The organism is Staphylococcus pseudoxylosus (assembly GCF_044794325.1).
Classification (GTDB): domain Bacteria; phylum Bacillota; class Bacilli; order Staphylococcales; family Staphylococcaceae; genus Staphylococcus; species Staphylococcus pseudoxylosus.
Genome location: NZ_CP085024.1, coordinates 1,072,226 through 1,089,530, shown reverse-complemented (window position 1 = coordinate 1,089,530; position 17,305 = coordinate 1,072,226). Strand labels below are relative to the sequence as shown.

Annotated in this window: 17 protein-coding genes; 7 read left to right on the top strand and 10 right to left on the bottom strand. The window is 32.3% G+C overall.

From position 1 onward, the window contains the following. Nucleotides 1-131: 131 nt before the first annotated feature. The 4 genes from LG295_RS05105 to LG295_RS05090 all read right to left on the bottom strand — a co-directional run bounded on the left by LG295_RS05105 (nucleotide 132) and on the right by LG295_RS05090 (nucleotide 3,258). On the bottom strand, nucleotides 132-317 hold the full coding sequence (locus LG295_RS05105) for an NETI motif-containing protein (protein WP_017723469.1): 186 nt from the start codon (nucleotides 315-317) through the stop codon (nucleotides 132-134). Then, nucleotides 314-892, bottom strand: a complete 579-nt coding sequence (locus LG295_RS05100; RefSeq protein ID WP_017723468.1) for a DUF2179 domain-containing protein — start codon at nucleotides 890-892, stop codon at nucleotides 314-316. The genes LG295_RS05105 and LG295_RS05100 overlap by 4 nt, the downstream gene beginning before the upstream one ends. Nucleotides 893-974: 82 nt before the next feature. After that, nucleotides 975-1,796 (bottom strand): ammonia-dependent NAD(+) synthetase, encoded by an 822-nt coding sequence (nadE, locus tag LG295_RS05095; protein WP_107557944.1) that lies wholly within the window; start codon nucleotides 1,794-1,796, stop codon nucleotides 975-977. Continuing rightward, nucleotides 1,789-3,258 (bottom strand): nicotinate phosphoribosyltransferase, encoded by a 1,470-nt coding sequence (locus tag LG295_RS05090; protein WP_107557943.1) that lies wholly within the window; start codon nucleotides 3,256-3,258, stop codon nucleotides 1,789-1,791. Before LG295_RS05090 ends, nadE begins: the two co-directional genes overlap by 8 nt. A 241-nt stretch (nucleotides 3,259-3,499) precedes the next feature. Here LG295_RS05090 and LG295_RS05085 point away from each other — a divergent pair, with 241 nt between their 5' ends. Then, nucleotides 3,500-4,564, top strand: a complete 1,065-nt coding sequence (locus LG295_RS05085; protein ID WP_107557942.1) for a nitric oxide synthase oxygenase — start codon at nucleotides 3,500-3,502, stop codon at nucleotides 4,562-4,564. Nucleotides 4,565-4,603: 39 nt separating this feature from the next. After that, entirely contained in the window at nucleotides 4,604-5,407 is an 804-nt protein-coding gene (locus tag LG295_RS05080) for a prephenate dehydratase domain-containing protein (RefSeq protein WP_107531202.1), read from the top strand. 311 nt (nucleotides 5,408-5,718) lie between these two features. Here the strand turns inward: LG295_RS05080 and LG295_RS05075 are convergent, their stop codons facing one another. Together LG295_RS05075 and LG295_RS05070 are read right to left on the bottom strand one after the other, a co-directional pair. Further along, nucleotides 5,719-7,278, bottom strand: a complete 1,560-nt coding sequence (locus LG295_RS05075; protein ID WP_107557941.1) for a DASS family sodium-coupled anion symporter — start codon at nucleotides 7,276-7,278, stop codon at nucleotides 5,719-5,721. A gap of 136 nt (nucleotides 7,279-7,414) precedes the next feature. Further along, the gene (locus LG295_RS05070; RefSeq protein ID WP_404476602.1) at nucleotides 7,415-8,503 is read right to left on the bottom strand and encodes a glycosyl hydrolase family 28-related protein; all 1,089 of its coding nucleotides are present in this window, start codon (nucleotides 8,501-8,503) and stop codon (nucleotides 7,415-7,417) included. Between the two features lie 137 nt (nucleotides 8,504-8,640). On the opposite strand from LG295_RS05070, the gene LG295_RS05065 reads away from it, so the two are divergent. The 3 genes from LG295_RS05065 (at nucleotide 8,641) to LG295_RS05055 (ending at nucleotide 11,703) form a co-directional block, all read left to right on the top strand. Continuing rightward, nucleotides 8,641-9,192 (top strand): cysteine hydrolase family protein, encoded by a 552-nt coding sequence (locus LG295_RS05065; protein ID WP_017723461.1) that lies wholly within the window; start codon nucleotides 8,641-8,643, stop codon nucleotides 9,190-9,192. A gap of 55 nt (nucleotides 9,193-9,247) precedes the next feature. After that, entirely contained in the window at nucleotides 9,248-10,174 is a 927-nt protein-coding gene (locus tag LG295_RS05060; RefSeq protein ID WP_107531198.1) for a manganese-dependent inorganic pyrophosphatase, read from the top strand. 149 nt (nucleotides 10,175-10,323) lie between these two features. Beyond that, nucleotides 10,324-11,703 carry an aldehyde dehydrogenase gene (locus LG295_RS05055; RefSeq protein ID WP_404476599.1) on the top strand — a complete coding sequence of 460 codons (1,380 nt, stop codon included), beginning with the start codon at nucleotides 10,324-10,326 and terminating at the stop codon, nucleotides 11,701-11,703. Nucleotides 11,704-11,816: 113 nt separating this feature from the next. On the opposite strand, the gene LG295_RS05050 is transcribed toward LG295_RS05055, so the two are convergent. Beyond that, entirely contained in the window at nucleotides 11,817-12,860 is a 1,044-nt protein-coding gene (locus tag LG295_RS05050; protein WP_107531196.1) for a lactonase family protein, read from the bottom strand. A 119-nt stretch (nucleotides 12,861-12,979) separates the two neighbouring features. Here LG295_RS05050 and LG295_RS05045 point away from each other — a divergent pair, with 119 nt between their 5' ends. Beyond that, nucleotides 12,980-13,390, top strand: coding sequence for a YolD-like family protein (locus LG295_RS05045; RefSeq protein ID WP_107531195.1), 411 nt, complete (start codon nucleotides 12,980-12,982; stop codon nucleotides 13,388-13,390). 485 nt (nucleotides 13,391-13,875) lie between these two features. Here LG295_RS05045 and LG295_RS05040 read toward each other — a convergent pair whose 3' ends face one another. After that, on the bottom strand, nucleotides 13,876-14,046 hold the full coding sequence (locus LG295_RS05040; protein WP_017723456.1) for a hypothetical protein: 171 nt from the start codon (nucleotides 14,044-14,046) through the stop codon (nucleotides 13,876-13,878). A 623-nt stretch (nucleotides 14,047-14,669) separates the two neighbouring features. On the opposite strand from LG295_RS05040, the gene LG295_RS05035 reads away from it, so the two are divergent. Then, nucleotides 14,670-15,710 (top strand): C45 family autoproteolytic acyltransferase/hydolase, encoded by a 1,041-nt coding sequence (locus tag LG295_RS05035; protein WP_107531194.1) that lies wholly within the window; start codon nucleotides 14,670-14,672, stop codon nucleotides 15,708-15,710. A gap of 92 nt (nucleotides 15,711-15,802) precedes the next feature. Here the strand turns inward: LG295_RS05035 and LG295_RS05030 are convergent, their stop codons facing one another. After that, nucleotides 15,803-16,654: a DUF4097 family beta strand repeat-containing protein gene (locus LG295_RS05030; RefSeq protein ID WP_107531193.1), complete on the bottom strand. Its 852-nt coding sequence runs from the start codon at nucleotides 16,652-16,654 to the stop codon at nucleotides 15,803-15,805. Then, nucleotides 16,651-17,211 carry an HAAS signaling domain-containing protein gene (locus LG295_RS05025; RefSeq protein ID WP_107531192.1) on the bottom strand — a complete coding sequence of 187 codons (561 nt, stop codon included), beginning with the start codon at nucleotides 17,209-17,211 and terminating at the stop codon, nucleotides 16,651-16,653. The genes LG295_RS05030 and LG295_RS05025 overlap by 4 nt, the downstream gene beginning before the upstream one ends. Between the last annotated feature and the right edge of the window lie 94 nt (nucleotides 17,212-17,305).

Sequence of the window (17,305 nt, the reverse complement as noted above, 5' to 3'; positions counted from 1 at the left end):
ATTCTTTTCATTATTAGTTTAACAGAATTCTTATGAAAAGTATAAACCTTTTCAACTATCTGCATAAAATATTTAAGTGCTGATAAAAACAACCGTTATGGACATGTGATTCCATAACGGTTTACCAATCATTATTGTAAAATTTTACCAACAAATTCTATTTCTTGTTTATACACTTCGAAAGTTCCATCTTCATTCTCTTTATAAAGTGGTTTTTCAAAGCGCTTCACAGGTGTGTAACCTGCGTCACGCATGCGTTGCAAACAATCTTGAATTGTTTCGTTTTCTTCGACTTTAAATTTTTGCTGTTTTTTCATATACTTTCAACTTCATCCGTATCATATTGTTTAAGTTTTTTACTTCTAACACCTTTCGCCCAGAAACCACCGTGAATCGTACGAGGTTCATAAGCCACAATAAATGCTTTTTCATCTATTTGTTTAATGGTCTCTATTAACTTAAATTCAAAACGTCTTGGCGTTAAAATTTGTAAGATTAATCGATTTCCGTCACGACCATAAGCTGTATAGTGCGTTACACCGTAACCTAAATCTCTTAATTGTCGTGGTAAATCTAACTCATATTCAGATGAGGTAACGTTAACGACAGTATAACCTAGCGCTAATTTCTCTTCTATTTTCATTCCTACAATAATCCCAATTGAAAATCCAAATGCATATGCAAACACATTTTGAATTTGATCTAAACTAGACATTACCATGCCTAATCCAACGACGTATACAAGAACTTCTAAAAAGCTGACAATTGCAGCTACATAGCGATAACCTTTAAGTGTTAATATTGTTCTCATTGTAAGACACGTTACATAGGCAACGTTTATAATAAAAATCGCTAAAACCATTAACCATGGATTAGATGTTATCACTGACATGACCATTTTCCTTTCTGATATCAAATTCAAGTTATTTTACCAACATCTTTTTATTTTGTCACTAAAAATATTTGGAACTTAATTAATTTTTTGGCCAAGTATATCTTGTATATGCTAGCTCTCTTTTATGTGCAGTTTTAATATAATGATTTTCTATTGTAGCCTTTGCATCACTAGGTACTGATTTACCTTCTAAATAATCATCGATATCATTATAGCTTACACCTAGCGCTTCTTCATCAGGTAACTGAGGTTTATCTTCTTCTAAATCGGCAGTAGGTACTTTTTCATAAAGATGTTTGGGTGCACCTAAATATTTTAATAATTGTTTACCTTGCCTTTTATTCAAACCAAATAAAGGCGCAATATCTGCAGCACCGTCTCCATATTTAGTGTAAAAACCTGTAATATTCTCAGCAGAATGATCCGTACCTACAACGATGCCTTTTTTGTTAGATGCGATTGAAAATTGAACCTTCATGCGCTCTCTAGCTTTCTCATTTCCTTTTTGAAAATCTGTCAAAGTAATTCCAGCATCTTTAAGTGATTGTACACTTTGATCTACTGCAGGTTTAATATTTATAGTTTTGATTTCATCTGGCTGAATATAGGTTAATGCGTCTTCAACCTCTGAAGCATCTTTTTGCTCACCATAAGGTAACTTAACCGCTATAAATTCACATGAATTACCTTCTTCTCTTAATTCTTCGACTGCCATTTGGCACAGTTTTCCTGCTAGTGTTGAATCTTGACCACCTGAAATCCCTAATACTAATGCTTGTACAAATGAGTGGGATTGTACATAACTTTTTATAAAGTGAATAATCTGCTTTGTTTCAACTTCACTTTCTATCTCAGGTTTCACTTTCATTTCTCTAACAACAATATCTTGTAGGTTACTCATTTTCTTCCTCCATCTCTTTAACATGTTCAGCAACTTCAAAAATACGTTTGTGTTTATTTTCCCAACATGCTGTACTTAAATCTACTGGATACTCTTGTGGATTTAAGTGACGTTTATTTTCATCCCATAAGTATTCAAGACTATTTCTTAGATACGTTTGTGCCTCACTTTCACTTGGTATTTCGTAAACGAGTTGACCATTTCTAAAAATATCATGATGTAAATCTTTTGCTATAAAAGATTTTATAAATTTCATCTTATAGGTATGAACTGGATGGAATAGTTTTAAAGGTGATTCTTCATATGGATCCTCATGATCGAGTGTAATGTAGTCACCTTCAGCTTTATTTGTTTTTTTATTGATAATGCGGTAAACATTTTTCTTACCTGGTGTTGTAACTTTTTCAGCATTATTAGAAAGTTTAATACGATCCACGTACTCTCCATTATTATCTTCTACTGCAACCAATTTATAAACTGCGCCTAATGCAGGTTGATCAAAACCAGTGATAAGTTTTGTTCCGACACCCCAGGAATCGACTTTTGCACCTTGTGATTTCAAACTCGTAATTGTCTGCTCATCTAAATCATTCGAAGCAATAATTTTAGCATTCGGGAAACCAGCTTCGTCTAGCATACGACGTGCTTCTTTCGATAAATATGCTATGTCTCCGGAGTCTAAACGAATGCCTACGAAATTAATTTTATTACCTAATTCTTTGGCAACTTTAATTGCTGTCGGTACACCAGATTTTAATGTATGGAACGTATCAACTAAGAACACACAATCTTTATGACGCTCAGCATATTTTTTAAACGCAATGTATTCATCACCATATGTTTGTACCATAGCATGTGCATGTGTTCCTGAAACAGGAATGCCAAATAGTTTTCCTGCTCGTACATTACTTGTAGAATTAAATCCACCAATGTAGGCAGCTCGAGCTCCCCATAGTGCTGCATCCGCTTCTTGCGCTCGACGCGTACCAAATTCCATTAACATATCTTCATGTGCTACTTGTCTAATTCTACTCGCCTTTGTTGTTATCAATGTGTGGAAATTAACAATATTTAATAGCATCGTTTCTATTAATTGTGCTTGTATTAATGGCGCCTCGACTCTTAGTAACGGTTCGTTACCAAAGCAAAGTTCCCCTTCTTGCATTGAACGAATATTGCCAGTGAATTTTAAATTTTTTAAATAACTTAGAAAATCTTGTTGGTAACCAATAGATTTTAAATAATCGATATCTGATTCTGAGAAGTGAAAACTATTAATGTAATCAATGACACGTTTCAATCCATTAAAAACAGCATACCCACTATCAAATGGCATATTTCTAAAATACAGATCAAATACTGCCATACGTTCATGAATCCCATCATTCCAATAACTTTCTGCCATATTTATTTGATATAAGTCATTATGCAATACTAACGTATCGTCTTCAAATTGGTACACAACCATCTCTCCAATCGGCTTTTCCATTAGTTTAGCATAAATGAAAGCTTGATAGCACATGAAAGAGGACTTAAATATACTGGAAAATTCAACATAAGATTATATCTTTTTCATATACAATTTAATCTATAATTTAAATTTGTTTAAAATGTGACATGACTAACGACAAAGTCGTGACATTTATATGATATAAGATTATAAAAATTCAAAAATGATTTATAATCTTTATTGAGGTGTTTATATGTTAAAAGAAGCAAAATCCTTCATCGACACAATGTATAAAGAATTAAATTATGATAATCAAAGTATTTCAAAAAGAATTAAAGAAATTGAATATGCCATCGAAACAACTGGAACTTATGAACATACCGCAGAAGAATTAACTTATGGAACTAAAATGGCCTGGCGTAATTCTAATCGTTGTATTGGGCGATTTTTTTGGGATTCATTAACTGTTGTTGATGCAAGACACATACAATCTGAAAATGAGTTTATTAATGCAATCGAAAACCACATTGCAACAGCAACAAATAACGGGAAAATAAAACCTTATATTACAATATTCTCGAAGGATAATCCCCCACAAATATTTAATAATCAATTAATCAGATATGCAGGTTATGAAGATATAGGTGATCCCGCAGAAAAAAGCATTACTCAACTTGCTGAACATCTTGGCTGGCGTGGTGCTCGTACTGATTTCGATATTTTACCTTTAATTTATAAGATGCCTGATGGTGCAATGAAATATCATGAATATCAACCACATTTAATCAAAGAAGTTGCAATTGAACATGATCATTTTCCAAAATTACAGCAACTTGGATTAAAATGGTACGCGGTGCCAATCATATCAAGCATGGATTTAAAGATTGGTGGTATGACATATCCAACCGCACCATTTAATGGTTGGTATATGGTAAATGAAATAGCTGTACGTAATTTCACAGATGCTTATCGTTATAATTTATTAGAAAGTGTTGCAGAAGCGTTTGAATTTGATACACTAAAGAATAATTCTTTCAATAAAGATCGCACACTTGTCGAATTGAATTATGCAGTTTATCACTCATTTAAAAAAGCAGGGGTATCTATTGTTGATCATCTCACTGCATCGAAGCAATTTGAAAGATTCGAATTAAATGAAACAAGCAATGGTAGAGAAGTTACTGGTAAATGGTCATGGCTAGCTCCTTCCCTGTCACCCACATTAGTATCCAATTATCATCATGGATATAAAAATGTTATGAAAGAACCTAATTTCTTTTATAAAAAAACAGAAGCTACTGGTTGTCCATTTCATTAACTACGCTACCACACACATATAAATAAGGGGTAACGTCAAATGAAACTTTATTATTTAGGTCCAAAAGGAACTTTTTCGTACTTAGCTGCAACACAATACCAATCAGAAGCAGACATAGATTATGTATCAAAGTCTAATTTATATGAGGTAGTCGCGGCTGTATCTGAAGACAACGATAGCATAGCTGTTGTGCCAATTGAAAATTCAATAGAAGGCACGATTAATATCGTTGCAGATGCATTAACACAACAAAATATTTATGCACAAGGCGAACTACATTTAGATATTCAATTTGCATTATATGGTGTTGATAACGCTTCTGTGAACGATATTTCAAAAGTTTATTCTATTGGACCTGCCATTAGTCAAACTAGTAAATATATCCAATCATATGGCTTCGAGATTGATTACGTAGATAGCACAATTAAAAGCTTAGATATGATTAAGGATGGCGTCGGTGCTATTGCACCACTTGGCAGTGGAGAAACATATGGTTACACACCTATAGAGCAAAATATAGAAGATTATCCACATAACGTTACTCGTTTTTTAGTTGTTAGTAACCAACCACGTCATATAGAAAATGCTAGCGATACTATGTTACTTATAACCCCACAGTTCGATAAACCAGGGTTATTAGCTAGTATATTAAACACATTTGTATTGTTTAATATTAACTTATCTTGGATTGAGTCTAGACCTTTAAAAACTCAATTAGGTATGTATCACTTTTTTGTCCAAGCAGACACGCCAATAACAGAAGATTTATCTAAAGTAATTAAAATTCTCAATACTTTAGACTTCCAAGTTACTATAATTGGTTCATTTAATAAATTGAATTAGCACAAGCTAATGAGCAACAAGCTACTTCATAATTCAATCGTTGATATAAATTAAAAAATGCTATTAAACTAGGTTATTTATCGTCAAAGAAAACTATTCAATGATAATTATCACAATGCCGACATCGTCTACTCAGACTTTGTAGGCATTTTTTGTCTATTACATACCCACTATACTATGAATAGCTACTTATTTATAAATTAAATTAATTAACTTGATACATTATTAAAAAAGCACACCGTACCATAGAGTTACGTTGAGTAACTTTGATACGATATGCCTTCTATATAATATAAGTGATTCTTATTTTATCATTTCAATGGTAATGGTTTTGTAACATCAATACCTAACACTGGTGGTACTAAGAAATACACAACCAAGACAATCACAACTATACTTAATAAATTGACCCAAAAACCTACAGAGGCCATCTTCTTGATACTTATTCTACCCGTACCAAATACAATAGCATTTGGTGGCGTTCCAACTGGTAACATATATGCACAATTGGCAGCCATAGCTGCTGGTACCATAAGTAATAACGGGTGCACATTTACTGCAACAGAAAGTGTTGCCAAAATAGGTAAAATCATTGTAGCTGTTGCTGTATTTGATGTAATTTCAGTTAAGAATAAAACAAATATTGTGATTACAAGAACAATAATCAATGGACTTACACCTTCGATTAATTTCAATTGTTCACCAAGCCAATTTGCCAATCCACTTTCTGAAATACCTTTTGCTAAAGCTAAACCACCACCAAACAGTATTAAAACACCCCAAGGCAATTCTTTAGCAACTTCCCAATCTATAATCCTCTTATGTTTTTCTTTGTTTTTAGCAGGAATAAGAAATAACAAAACAGATATAAACATTGCAATTGTGCCATCAGCAACTTCTGAAGTAACTGACCAATTTTTTAATAAAAATTCTCTGCTAATCCACAAGAAACTGGCAAGTAAGAATATAACTGAAACGATTTTTTCTTCATACTTCATTTTACCTAATTCATTTAATTTTTCTTTAATCAATTTTTGTCCGCCAGGTAATTCTTTCATATCATGCTTAAATGCAACATAACGAATATATACCCAAACTAAGAAGAGTAATACAATGACTGTGGGCACACCAATAATCATCCATTTAGCAAAACTAATTTCTTCCCCAAATGCTGATTGATATTGCCCTTTTAAAATTATCAAAGGGGGTGTACCAATCAGTGTACCAAGTCCTCCAATTGTTCCTGCGTAACCAATCGCAAGCACAAGAGATTGTTCAAATTTAGATATACTTTCTGGTTTAGTATTTTGACTTTTTAATTCATTTGCTTCTTTTATAATCGCAAGACCAATAGGTATCATTATCATCACGGCTGCGGTATTAGAAACAAACATTGATAAAAATCCAGTAGCAATCATAAAGCCTAATAAAATCTTCCCAGTGCTTGTACCAAGTGTATTAATAATAGATAAAGCAACACGAGTATGTAAATTCCATCTTTCCATTGCTATAGCTAAAATAAAACCACCTAAGAATAAGAAAATAATATCATTACCATATTGAGCTGAAACTTCTTCTGGATTCAATACATGACCAACTGGTAATAAAATCAACGGCAACAAGCTAGTCGCAGCAATAGGTATCGCTTCAGTAATCCACCAAGTCGCTATCCAAAGTGTGATTGCTAAAACATAAATACCCTTACCCGATAAATCATCCGGATGAAATAATAATAACGTTAATGCAAATAATAACGGTCCCAATATTAAACCTGTTAATTGACTAGCATTATATGACTTCTTTTCCTTTTTGTTTGAAAAAAACGTCAAATAATGTGATCGTCTCATATCCCCTTTATTTAAATCGTTCATAATGTCTTCCCCCTTTTAATTATTATCTGAATATTCATAATAATTTATTAGAGTATAACATAATATATTTTAAATAGGGTCAGTATTTTTAATCGCTTATATAAAGAATATTTATGATTTTATTTCAAAAATATAATCATTCTACACGAACTTTTTTTATTTTAATAACACTCTCTTTATTATTAAATAATATTAATCCCTCTATATCTTGTAAATGCATACTTTGTGATGAATGATCAAAACTATTATCTGCTATAAGTACAGTTTGATGTTTAACCTCATTATAACTTTGAATGCGTATTGATTCTTTACTCATTTCACCAATAAAACGATTTTGATAAATATTTAAATTACTGCCAGCTTGGGTCCCACGCTCTTTACCTTTTAAGTCTTTCGCATTTTTACCGTCTTTAACTGCTAAAAACCTTATCCCACCAGCACAATTTTTAAATATATTATGATGAATATAAGTATTTTTTGATTTCAACGGGGTAAGTGCGTATTGATTCAATCCATCAAATATATTATAGCGGATATGAATATTTTGATAATATTGATCATAACGACTGGCATGTGAGCCAATTGCACGGTTCCAACTCTGCATTGTGGGTGTATCTGAATTACCAAAATAGCAATGCTCTATAATTACATTTTTAGTAATTGTTCCATCGGTAGCACCAAATTTAGGAAAAGCCCCCGGAACCTGTATATCTATCTGAACCGCTTCAGAGAAAAAACGCGTTCCATCTGGATCTCTAAATCCTAAAAACTTACAATTATTGATATACAATCCATTGATACCACACGCATCTAAACAATGCCCTCCTACAACATCTTTAAAAGTTACATTTTGTATCTGAATATCTTCTGCGTGTCCCATACACATTGTCGTATTATTGTATGGATATTTGAAACCATTCATATCAAATTTGCCACCAGATATGTAAATATGACTATTGCCTTTATACCCATAATACAATTTGAATCTTCGTCCATTTTTCAACAATGTATCTTTTCCACATCTTTTAAGTACTGCCGCTTCGTCTAGTAACAGCGTTGTTGAATCATATATAACGAGTGGTTTACGTATATGATACTCACCTTCTGGTACATATATCGTCGTTGGTTTATGCTTCTTAGCATAATTTAGCGCTTTTTGTATCGCTCTTGTATCTGCGTATTTACTTTTTCCTTTTAAACCAAATTGTTTTGCATTAATTATCATATGCTAATTCCTTTCTGAGCTATTACTTTATAATATACAAAAATGATATCTTTCAAACGCATTTACGCTCCCTTTATTGATTGACCGACTTAGTATATAATTACTTTTATATTGTTTATTGGGAGTGTTTTTATCTTATGAAGAAAAGCGCATTAATCGTTGTTGACTACTCGAATGACTTTGTAGCTGACAACGGAAAATTAACTTGTGGCCTACCAGGTCAGCAGATTGAAAACTATATTGTTGAACGAATTGAAGTGTACAACAAAAAACAACACGATATCTTTTTCATGATGGATTTACATTATGAAGAAAATAAATATCACCCAGAAAGTAATTTATTCCCTCCACATAATATTATTGGTACTGTTGGTAGAGAACTCTATGGCAAAGTGAATGATATCTATCAAAATATTTTGTTTAATGATCACATACATTACCTAGATAAAACACGTTACGATGCTTTCTGTGGGACCTCTTTAGATTTAATGCTAAGAGAGCGAAATATTACACACTTGGAATTTGTCGGAGTATGTACAGATATTTGCGTGCTTCATTCAGCAATTAGTGCTTATAATCTAGGGTACGCAATAACTATTTCACATCGCGGGGTTGCTTCCTTTAATCCTTCGGGTCATGCATGGGCTTTAGATCATTTTAAAAATTCACTAGGTGCTGTAGTAGAATAACTATGCAAAATCGTGCTAGAATAATAGTAACTATATAAATAAGGAGAATTTAGATATGGCAAAAACTTATATTTTCGGACATAAAAATCCAGACACAGACGCAATTTCATCTGCTATTATCATGGCAGATTTCGAACAACAAACAGGTAACACTGAAGCTACAGCATACCGTTTAGGCGAAGTAGGACCTGAAACACAATATGCTTTAGATCATTTTAATGTAACTGCACCAGCGTTACTTAATGATGATTTATCCGATCAAAAAGTAATATTAGTAGACCATAATGAATTCCAACAAAGTGCTGATTCAATTAATGATGCTACAATTCACCATGTGGTCGATCACCACAGAATTTCTAACTTTGAAACGGCAGCACCACTATACTACCGTTCTGAACCAGTCGGTTGTACAGCTACGATTTTATACAAAATGTATCAAGAACGCGGTTTTGAAATCAAACCAGAAATTGCTGGATTAATGGTATCAGCAATTATCTCAGATAGCCTATTGTTCAAATCACCTACTTGTACAGAAGAAGATGTAAAAGCAGCTGAAGCATTAAAATCAATTGCTGGCGTTGACCTAGAAACTTATGGTTTAGAAATGTTAAAAGCTGGCGCTTCTACTAAAGAAAAATCAGCAACAGACATTTTAACTATGGATGCAAAGTCATTCAACATGGGTGACTATGTAACTCGTATCGCACAAGTTAATACTGTTGATATAGATGAAGTATTTGCACGTCAAGAAGAATTGGAAAAAGAAATGTTAGAAGTAAGTGCTAATGAAAAATATGATTTATTTGTATTAGTTGTTACAGACATTATTAATAGCGACTCTAAAATCTTAGTCGTTGGTGCTGAAAAAGATAAAGTTGGTGTTGCTTTCGATGTAGAGCTTGATAACAATACTGCGTTCTTACCTGGTGTTGTATCACGTAAAAAACAAGTAGTTCCACAAATCACAGAGGCTTTAAACTAATCAATCGTCTTTAAGTTAGTACAGTTGCAAGGTGATTTTAATTAAATATCTAGATTTAAAAATTCATTATACTGGAGCATAGTTCATATGTTCCAGTTTTTTATCACTTACACTTACGAATTGCATCTATCATACTAGGAGGAATATATTTGAATTCAATAGAGCAAACTTTCCACAATAGTACTCAATATTTTAAAACACACGTGACTAAAGATTTAAAATTCAGAAGAAAACAACTTAAACTTTTAGGTAAAAGTATCAAAAACCATGAAGACGCCTTATTAGAGGCTTTTCAAAAAGATTTAGGTAAGAATAAAGTTGAAGCTTATGCTACAGAAATTGGCTTCACCTTAAAAAATATTAAAAATGCTCGTAAAGAACTTAAAAATTGGGCTAAAAGAAAACAAGTCAATACGCCTATTTATATGTTTCCAACTAAAAGCTATATCATAAAAGAGCCTTATGGCACAGTTTTAATAATTGGACCTTTTAATTATCCCTTCCAATTATTAATTGAACCACTTATTGGTGCTATAGCAGCTGGGAATACTGCCATACTCAAACCTTCTGAGTTCACGCCAAACGTCTCAGAAGTTATTAAACATATAATTGAGGATGTATTCGATCCTGAATATATTAGTATTTGTGAAGGTGATGCTGAAACTACACAATCATTAATCCAATTACCATTTGACTATATCTTTTTCACAGGTAGCGAACAAGTTGGTAAAATTGTGTATCAAGCAGCAAGTAAAAATTTAACTCCTGTAACGTTAGAACTTGGTGGTAAATCTCCAGTAATTGTTGATGAAACAGCAAATATTAAAGTCGCAAGTGAACGTATCAGTTTTGGGAAATTTACAAATGCTGGACAAACTTGTGTTGCTCCTGACTATATACTTGTGAATCGTAAAGTGAAGGATGAATTAATCTCTGCGCTAAAAAAAACCATTACCGAATTTTACGGTAACAACATTCAAGAAAGCCCTGATTTTGGACGTATTGTAAACCATAAGCACTTTAGTCGTTTAGATAATTTATTAAAGATTCATCATGCTGAGATTGCCTTTGGTGGTAAATCAAATGAAGATGAAAGGTACATTGCGCCTACACTATTAGATGGGATTACTTTTAATGCTAAAATAATGGAAGAAGAAATTTTCGGACCTATTTTACCAATCATTACGTATGATGATTTTGATGAAGCTATTGATTTGATACGTTCCAAACCTAAACCTCTAAGCTTATATTTGTTTAGCGAAGATGAAAATGCGACAGAACGTGTATTAAATGAAATATCATTTGGTGGTGGCGCAATTAACGATACCTTGATGCAATTGGCAAATTCAAACTTACCATTTGGTGGTGTTGGCGCATCTGGTATTGGTCAATACCATGGTAAATACAGTTTTGATACATTTAGCCATGACAAATCATATATTTTTAAATCAACTCGACTTGAATCAAGTTTATTGTTTCCACCATACAAAGGGAAATTTAAATATATTAAGGCCTTCTTTAATAAGTAACTCTGTTTATGAAAGTTCTATAGCATAAAAAAGCGCCTTCCCATTACATTTGGGAAAGGCGCTTTTTTTATGTTATTAAGTTAGTAATTGGGTTATTTAATAAACTTCTAAGTTTATATTTCTTTTAAAAACTGTACACAAACACCTTCAGGCGCAGTGTGTTTATCGTCTACTTTTTCTAGTTCGCCTGTTACTTTATCACGTCTAAATACAGTAAGCGCATAATCACCTTCTTGATGTGCACACACTAAGTAATCATCTGAATCAGTAATGTTAAAATCACGTGGAAACTCGCCGCCACTTGATACAATATCCACTAATGAAATCATGTTGCCTTCATCAGCTACTTTGAAAATAGCAATACTATCGTGCCCTCTATTACTAATGTATAAGAATTTTTGATCTTTTGATAGCCTCACTGCTGCTAATTTTGTGTCGCCTTCAAAATTTTCTGGAATCGTCAAATGACGTTCTATTTCTGTAAATTTACCATCTTCATATTTTACTGTACTTACAATATTTGATATTTCATGAACTACATAGGCATATTTACCATTTTCATGGAAAGTAATATGTCTAGGCCCATCACCTGGTTCAAAATCAAACACAGCATATTCACTGTATCCTTCATCACCAAACTCATAGGTCACTAATTTGTCTGTACCTAAGTCCATCGCCACTACATATTTTTTATCTGGCGTGATATCCATAAAATGAACATGTGCATGATCTTGTCTCTCTGACGGACCAGTTGGAAAATCATGAGCTAATTCCTGTATAAGTCGAATAATTTCTCCTGTATGTGGATTTGCTTCATATATACGTGCTAAACCTGCACCATAAACAGTTTCAAAAATATATTTACCATCTGGTGATACCGCAACATAACAGCCAGTACCAGCTGTTGACGCTAAACATTTATTAATGAGACTTAACTTACCATCTTCCTCTATCTTAAGACTAGCGATACCACAATTGTCGCCTTCTCTATTTATTGCATATAAAAATGAATGATGTTGATTTAAATAAGTTGAGGCTTCTAGTTCATACCCAGTTTCAACTTCAATTATTTTCCCTGTTTGTTCATCAAGTTGGAAACGGTAGACCCCTTTACCTTCTTTTTTTGTATAAGTACCGACATAACCTATCGTCATTATGAAAACCCCTCCATATTATGATAGTTTCATTTTAATAGAGATTTATTACAAATACAATATAATGAATTATCACTTTATTAAATCGAACATATGTTCTATAATGATATTGAGGTGATAAAATGATTCCGAAGAAATTTAAGAATGAAACTGATTATAGAAATATCCCTAGAGAATATTTAAATCCAAATATCCCCAAAGGTCGCGGCATGGTTAAATGGCAACCATTCGCTACCTTACCAGAACAATTCGAAACCATACAACAATATTTGATTGATCAAAATAAGATTGATCGCCCAACATTATCAGACGATCAATTGAGTGATCTTAATTTACAACTTCATCAAGCACTACATACAGAACAACATATCATAATTGAATATTACCAATCCGGATGGCTAGAACACATAACATTAAAAATTAAAAATATAGACATGGTTCATATGTATTTAGAGGGCTATTCGCTAAACAACTCAGAAATTATTAAATTATCACTTTTTGATATCACTCGTATTAATCCATATAACCCATAACTCCTACGTTCTTATATTACAAAATCTTATACTTAGTCTTATTTCACTTAATATAACTGTGGAAAGTTCAACTAAGCTTATGTTTATTACGAAAGAACAACTAATTGTCTCATCAAATATTTACTACCGATATGCATAAGAAAATAGCACACTCTAAAGCGTTCTATTCAGAATGTAGGCAAACTTTAGGTGATAGTTCGCCTAAGGTTTGTTGTTTATATTTGTATAGTTATTTTTCAAATAGCAGTGGTCTTTTATTAATTGGTTTATTCAATATAATAAACGCCGCACTGTTTAATCTATATATTATCATTTTTTTGTTTAATACCGGCAGTGATTTAAGCCGACTCCTGCGAGAATAGCACTAGCCAAAGACTACAGACTAAGGCAGTGCCAGCAGCAAGCGTACACAAAAAAACTGCCTACAAAGTCGGAGACTTTGTCGACAGTCTGAATAGAACACTCTAAAGTGACCTATCAATAACTTAATTATTAGATTCGATATCTGAAACAATCTCTTTTGTTTTGCTTTCAATATCTTCAAAGTCTTTTTTGAAAATATAAGCGAACACAACTGCACCAATTCCTGCTGCTAATGATACAGTTAGGATTGTACCGAATACAAATTTAAATAAACCTTTAATAAAATTCCACATTCTGTTTCACCTCAATAAATTATTAACATATCCATTATTAATGATAGCATACTTAAAAGCATCAATAAATATATACTCGCTTTTCACTACTTTAATTTAAATATTATTATAGTAATAATATGATATTATTGTAGTAATGCTTTAAGTTATAATTAAAGACTGTATATTAATTACTACCTTTAATACTTTAATAATAACAGAACTCTTAGAAAGATTACATTTATTAGTCATATGGAAAAAGAGTGGAAAAGAAATCTAATTTGTTTAAAAATATTTCGCGGTTCTACCCTGGCAAAAATCACTAGAGTTAATATGGATAAATAGTTGATCTGAGCTCGCGCTCATGCAAATATTCCACTAACTCTATATAATAATTAAGGCTGAGACAATTAATTTGTCCCAGCCACTTAGTCAATTACTTGCCCCACCAAGTACTCATTGCATCTCTAACAGCATCATAATAATTTGCCATTGCAATCACCTCATTTTAATTTGAAAATAAATAACCAGTCGTCGTTGTTATACTTATAATAACGACAAGCATCGTATAATACAATTAACATGGGGTTACAATAAAGTTACAAATTTGTAAGATTACACAACTAAAACAGGAGTTTTATATTATGCAAAAAGTAAAAACAGATATATTAACTCACCGCGGATCGCATTTCGATTTAGGTGTACAAACAGCTCAATGGATGCAACAAACACCATTATTAAAAAATAGAGAAAAAGAATGGAAAAAACGTATGCCTCGCTTTGATATCCACATAAAGGAAACATATGATATCTTCCAAACATACGCACCTCAAATTTGGGAAGAGATCAGAGGTATGCAAGAAGTCCTTAATCTACCAACAAATCAAATGATATTAAACTTTGCACACTATCGTTTTACACCACTAAAAAATAGTGGCTGTACGGTCTATTTAGGACGAGACTATATGGTAAGAAATTACGACTATCACCCTGCAACTTACGATGGTCGTTATCAGCTTTTTCAACCAAATGATGGAGGCCTAGCACAAATTGGTCCAACATCTCGTGTGACTGGTAGAATGGATGGTATGAATGAAGCTGGGTTATCTATGGGGTATAACTTTATGCATAGAAAACATCCAGGCGACGGCTTCGTATGCTATATGATTGGTAGGCTCATTTTGCAATATTGTAAAGACGTGCCAGAGGCAATTCAATTATTGAAAGAAATTCCACACAGAAGTTCATTTAGCTATATTGTCATGGATAAGCATTTAAATCATGCCATAATCGAAGTTTCTCCTAGATCACTTGAAGTAAGATATGATCATACATGTACGAACCATTTCAAGTTACTAACTCATGAGAATAGAAATTATACAAAAGAGTCTAAAGAACGTTTAGATAGACTTTTAAAGCAAACACCGAATGGTCTAGATAAAATGCATGCATTTGAATTATTTAATAATCCAGAATTTGAAATATATAGTAAATTATTTAAAAGTTGGTCTGGTACAATTCATACAACTATGTATGAACCACAGTCGCTTAAAGCATACATGACCTTAGGCGAAGATAATAAACCTACAGTCATTGATTTTAAACAATGGCTAAACGGACAGTCACTAGATATTCATTCCCTTTATGGACATATAGACACTGATTTGACCTTTGCCAATTATTAAATTCATGTCAAATATGATAATAAGTTAGAAAAATAGCTATGAAGTCATCTATCAATATAGATTTCTCCATAGCTATTATAATGTATAGTCTATTAATTAATATGAATATCACCGTGCACAGTATAGAATTCTAAAATATTATCCCCTTCTCCAACTCTATCGTTATTAAAGTTCTTATTATTGACTTTTTCTACGCCATCATCAGGATTTAATTTTAATAACGTATTATCTGGTTTTTTATTATAAGACATAATAATATCACCATTTTGGCTAGAAGCTTTAAATGCAGAATCAATGTCCATACGATCTAATTGGATATGCCCACTTTGAGCAAGCAACACAGAGTTTTTAATCAATGTATTCTCAGCATATATGCTCGCTTCTTTGGTTTTAATATTAGCATTAACAATTTTACTATCACTAATATGGATAGGTGATTTCAAACCGCTATACAACAATTTTTCAACTTCTGAATTTTGCACATAAACACGGCTACCAGTTCTATCATTCATATTCAAATCGACTTTGTCAGCTTCGATATTTTGAAGTTTAATATCGCGTGCTTTGCTCGAAACGTTCAATTCCTTTAATTTCTCATTTGGTATGGTAATTTTCATTTCAGCCTTAATTTGTCTAAATGGATTATAATTTAAGCCATAATTATCGACTCGGCTACTAGTTTCTTTCAACTTTAATGATTGCTTATCTTTATCTATATCTACTTTCTGTTGGCCTTTATAGTGAATTGCAAACTTATTTCCTTTTACTATCGTTACATTACTAGAACGGCTATCAATATCTAAATGCTTTACTTCCACATCATCATACGTTTTATCAATAACATTAAGCTTATTATTTTGCTTTTCAAAACCAAACCAAGTAATACAGCCTAAAGTAAAGCACACAATAAATAATGCTAAACCACTAAAAAATAATTTCCTCATTCATTTGCACTTCCTTTAATCGTCTTGATATTCCAACGTAAGTATTTTAGTATCAAACGATAAACGAATTGAGCTAATTTCGCAATGATCACAAATAATACAATACCTAAACCAGTAAACGAAAACGCAAAAAGATAATTACTAATTGCTAAGCTGAACATATTATATAATGAGCCATGAATAATTAATAAAATCGGGCTAATTGCTAAAAATAATGCAACTAAAAGTAATATGAACATAAAACTACCAATGAATATCATTGGTATCAAGATAATGATTAAAGACAAAATTCCCATGCCTAGCGAGGCCATAATCGCTCTAAGAATTGATTTAGCATTTGGCCTATACTCTGCAGATACAATTGCATTCTTTGCTTTAATCTCTTTCCCAATTTTTTTAGGTGACTCTAATGCACCTATAATTTGATATTCATTTTTCCCCTCTCTTTCTTGTTCAAAGAAGTATTGCTCATACTCATACATGACGTTATCTCGTTCCGCACTTGGTATGCTATTTAATTCTTGTTCAAGTTCATTCAAGAAAGTAATTTTATCCAAATTATCTACCGCCATTCTAATTCTAGATTCGAATCAAAATATTTTATGTAATATCTAAGAATATCGTCTTGCATAAGGTTATCATTCATTAGAT

Bases quoted from the DNA above. Each gene is read 5' to 3' on its own strand.
- LG295_RS05105 (WP_017723469.1), bottom strand. From the start codon at position 317: ATGAAAAAACAGCAAAAATTTAAAGTCGAAGAAAACGAAACAATTCAA.
- LG295_RS05100 (WP_017723468.1), bottom strand. From the start codon at position 892: ATGTCAGTGATAACATCTAATCCATGGTTAATGGTTTTAGCGATTTTT.
- nadE (WP_107557944.1), bottom strand. From the start codon at position 1,796: ATGAGTAACCTACAAGATATTGTTGTTAGAGAAATGAAAGTGAAACCT.
- LG295_RS05085 (WP_107557942.1), top strand. From the start codon at position 3,500: ATGTTAAAAGAAGCAAAATCCTTCATCGACACAATGTATAAAGAATTA.
- LG295_RS05080 (WP_107531202.1), top strand. From the start codon at position 4,604: ATGAAACTTTATTATTTAGGTCCAAAAGGAACTTTTTCGTACTTAGCT.
- LG295_RS05075 (WP_107557941.1), bottom strand. From the start codon at position 7,278: ATGAACGATTTAAATAAAGGGGATATGAGACGATCACATTATTTGACG.
- LG295_RS05070 (WP_404476602.1), bottom strand. From the start codon at position 8,503: ATGATAATTAATGCAAAACAATTTGGTTTAAAAGGAAAAAGTAAATAC.
- LG295_RS05065 (WP_017723461.1), top strand. From the start codon at position 8,641: ATGAAGAAAAGCGCATTAATCGTTGTTGACTACTCGAATGACTTTGTA.
- LG295_RS05060 (WP_107531198.1), top strand. From the start codon at position 9,248: ATGGCAAAAACTTATATTTTCGGACATAAAAATCCAGACACAGACGCA.
- LG295_RS05045 (WP_107531195.1), top strand. From the start codon at position 12,980: ATGATTCCGAAGAAATTTAAGAATGAAACTGATTATAGAAATATCCCT.
- LG295_RS05040 (WP_017723456.1), bottom strand. From the start codon at position 14,046: ATGTGGAATTTTATTAAAGGTTTATTTAAATTTGTATTCGGTACAATC.
- LG295_RS05035 (WP_107531194.1), top strand. From the start codon at position 14,670: ATGCAAAAAGTAAAAACAGATATATTAACTCACCGCGGATCGCATTTC.
- LG295_RS05030 (WP_107531193.1), bottom strand. From the start codon at position 16,654: ATGAGGAAATTATTTTTTAGTGGTTTAGCATTATTTATTGTGTGCTTT.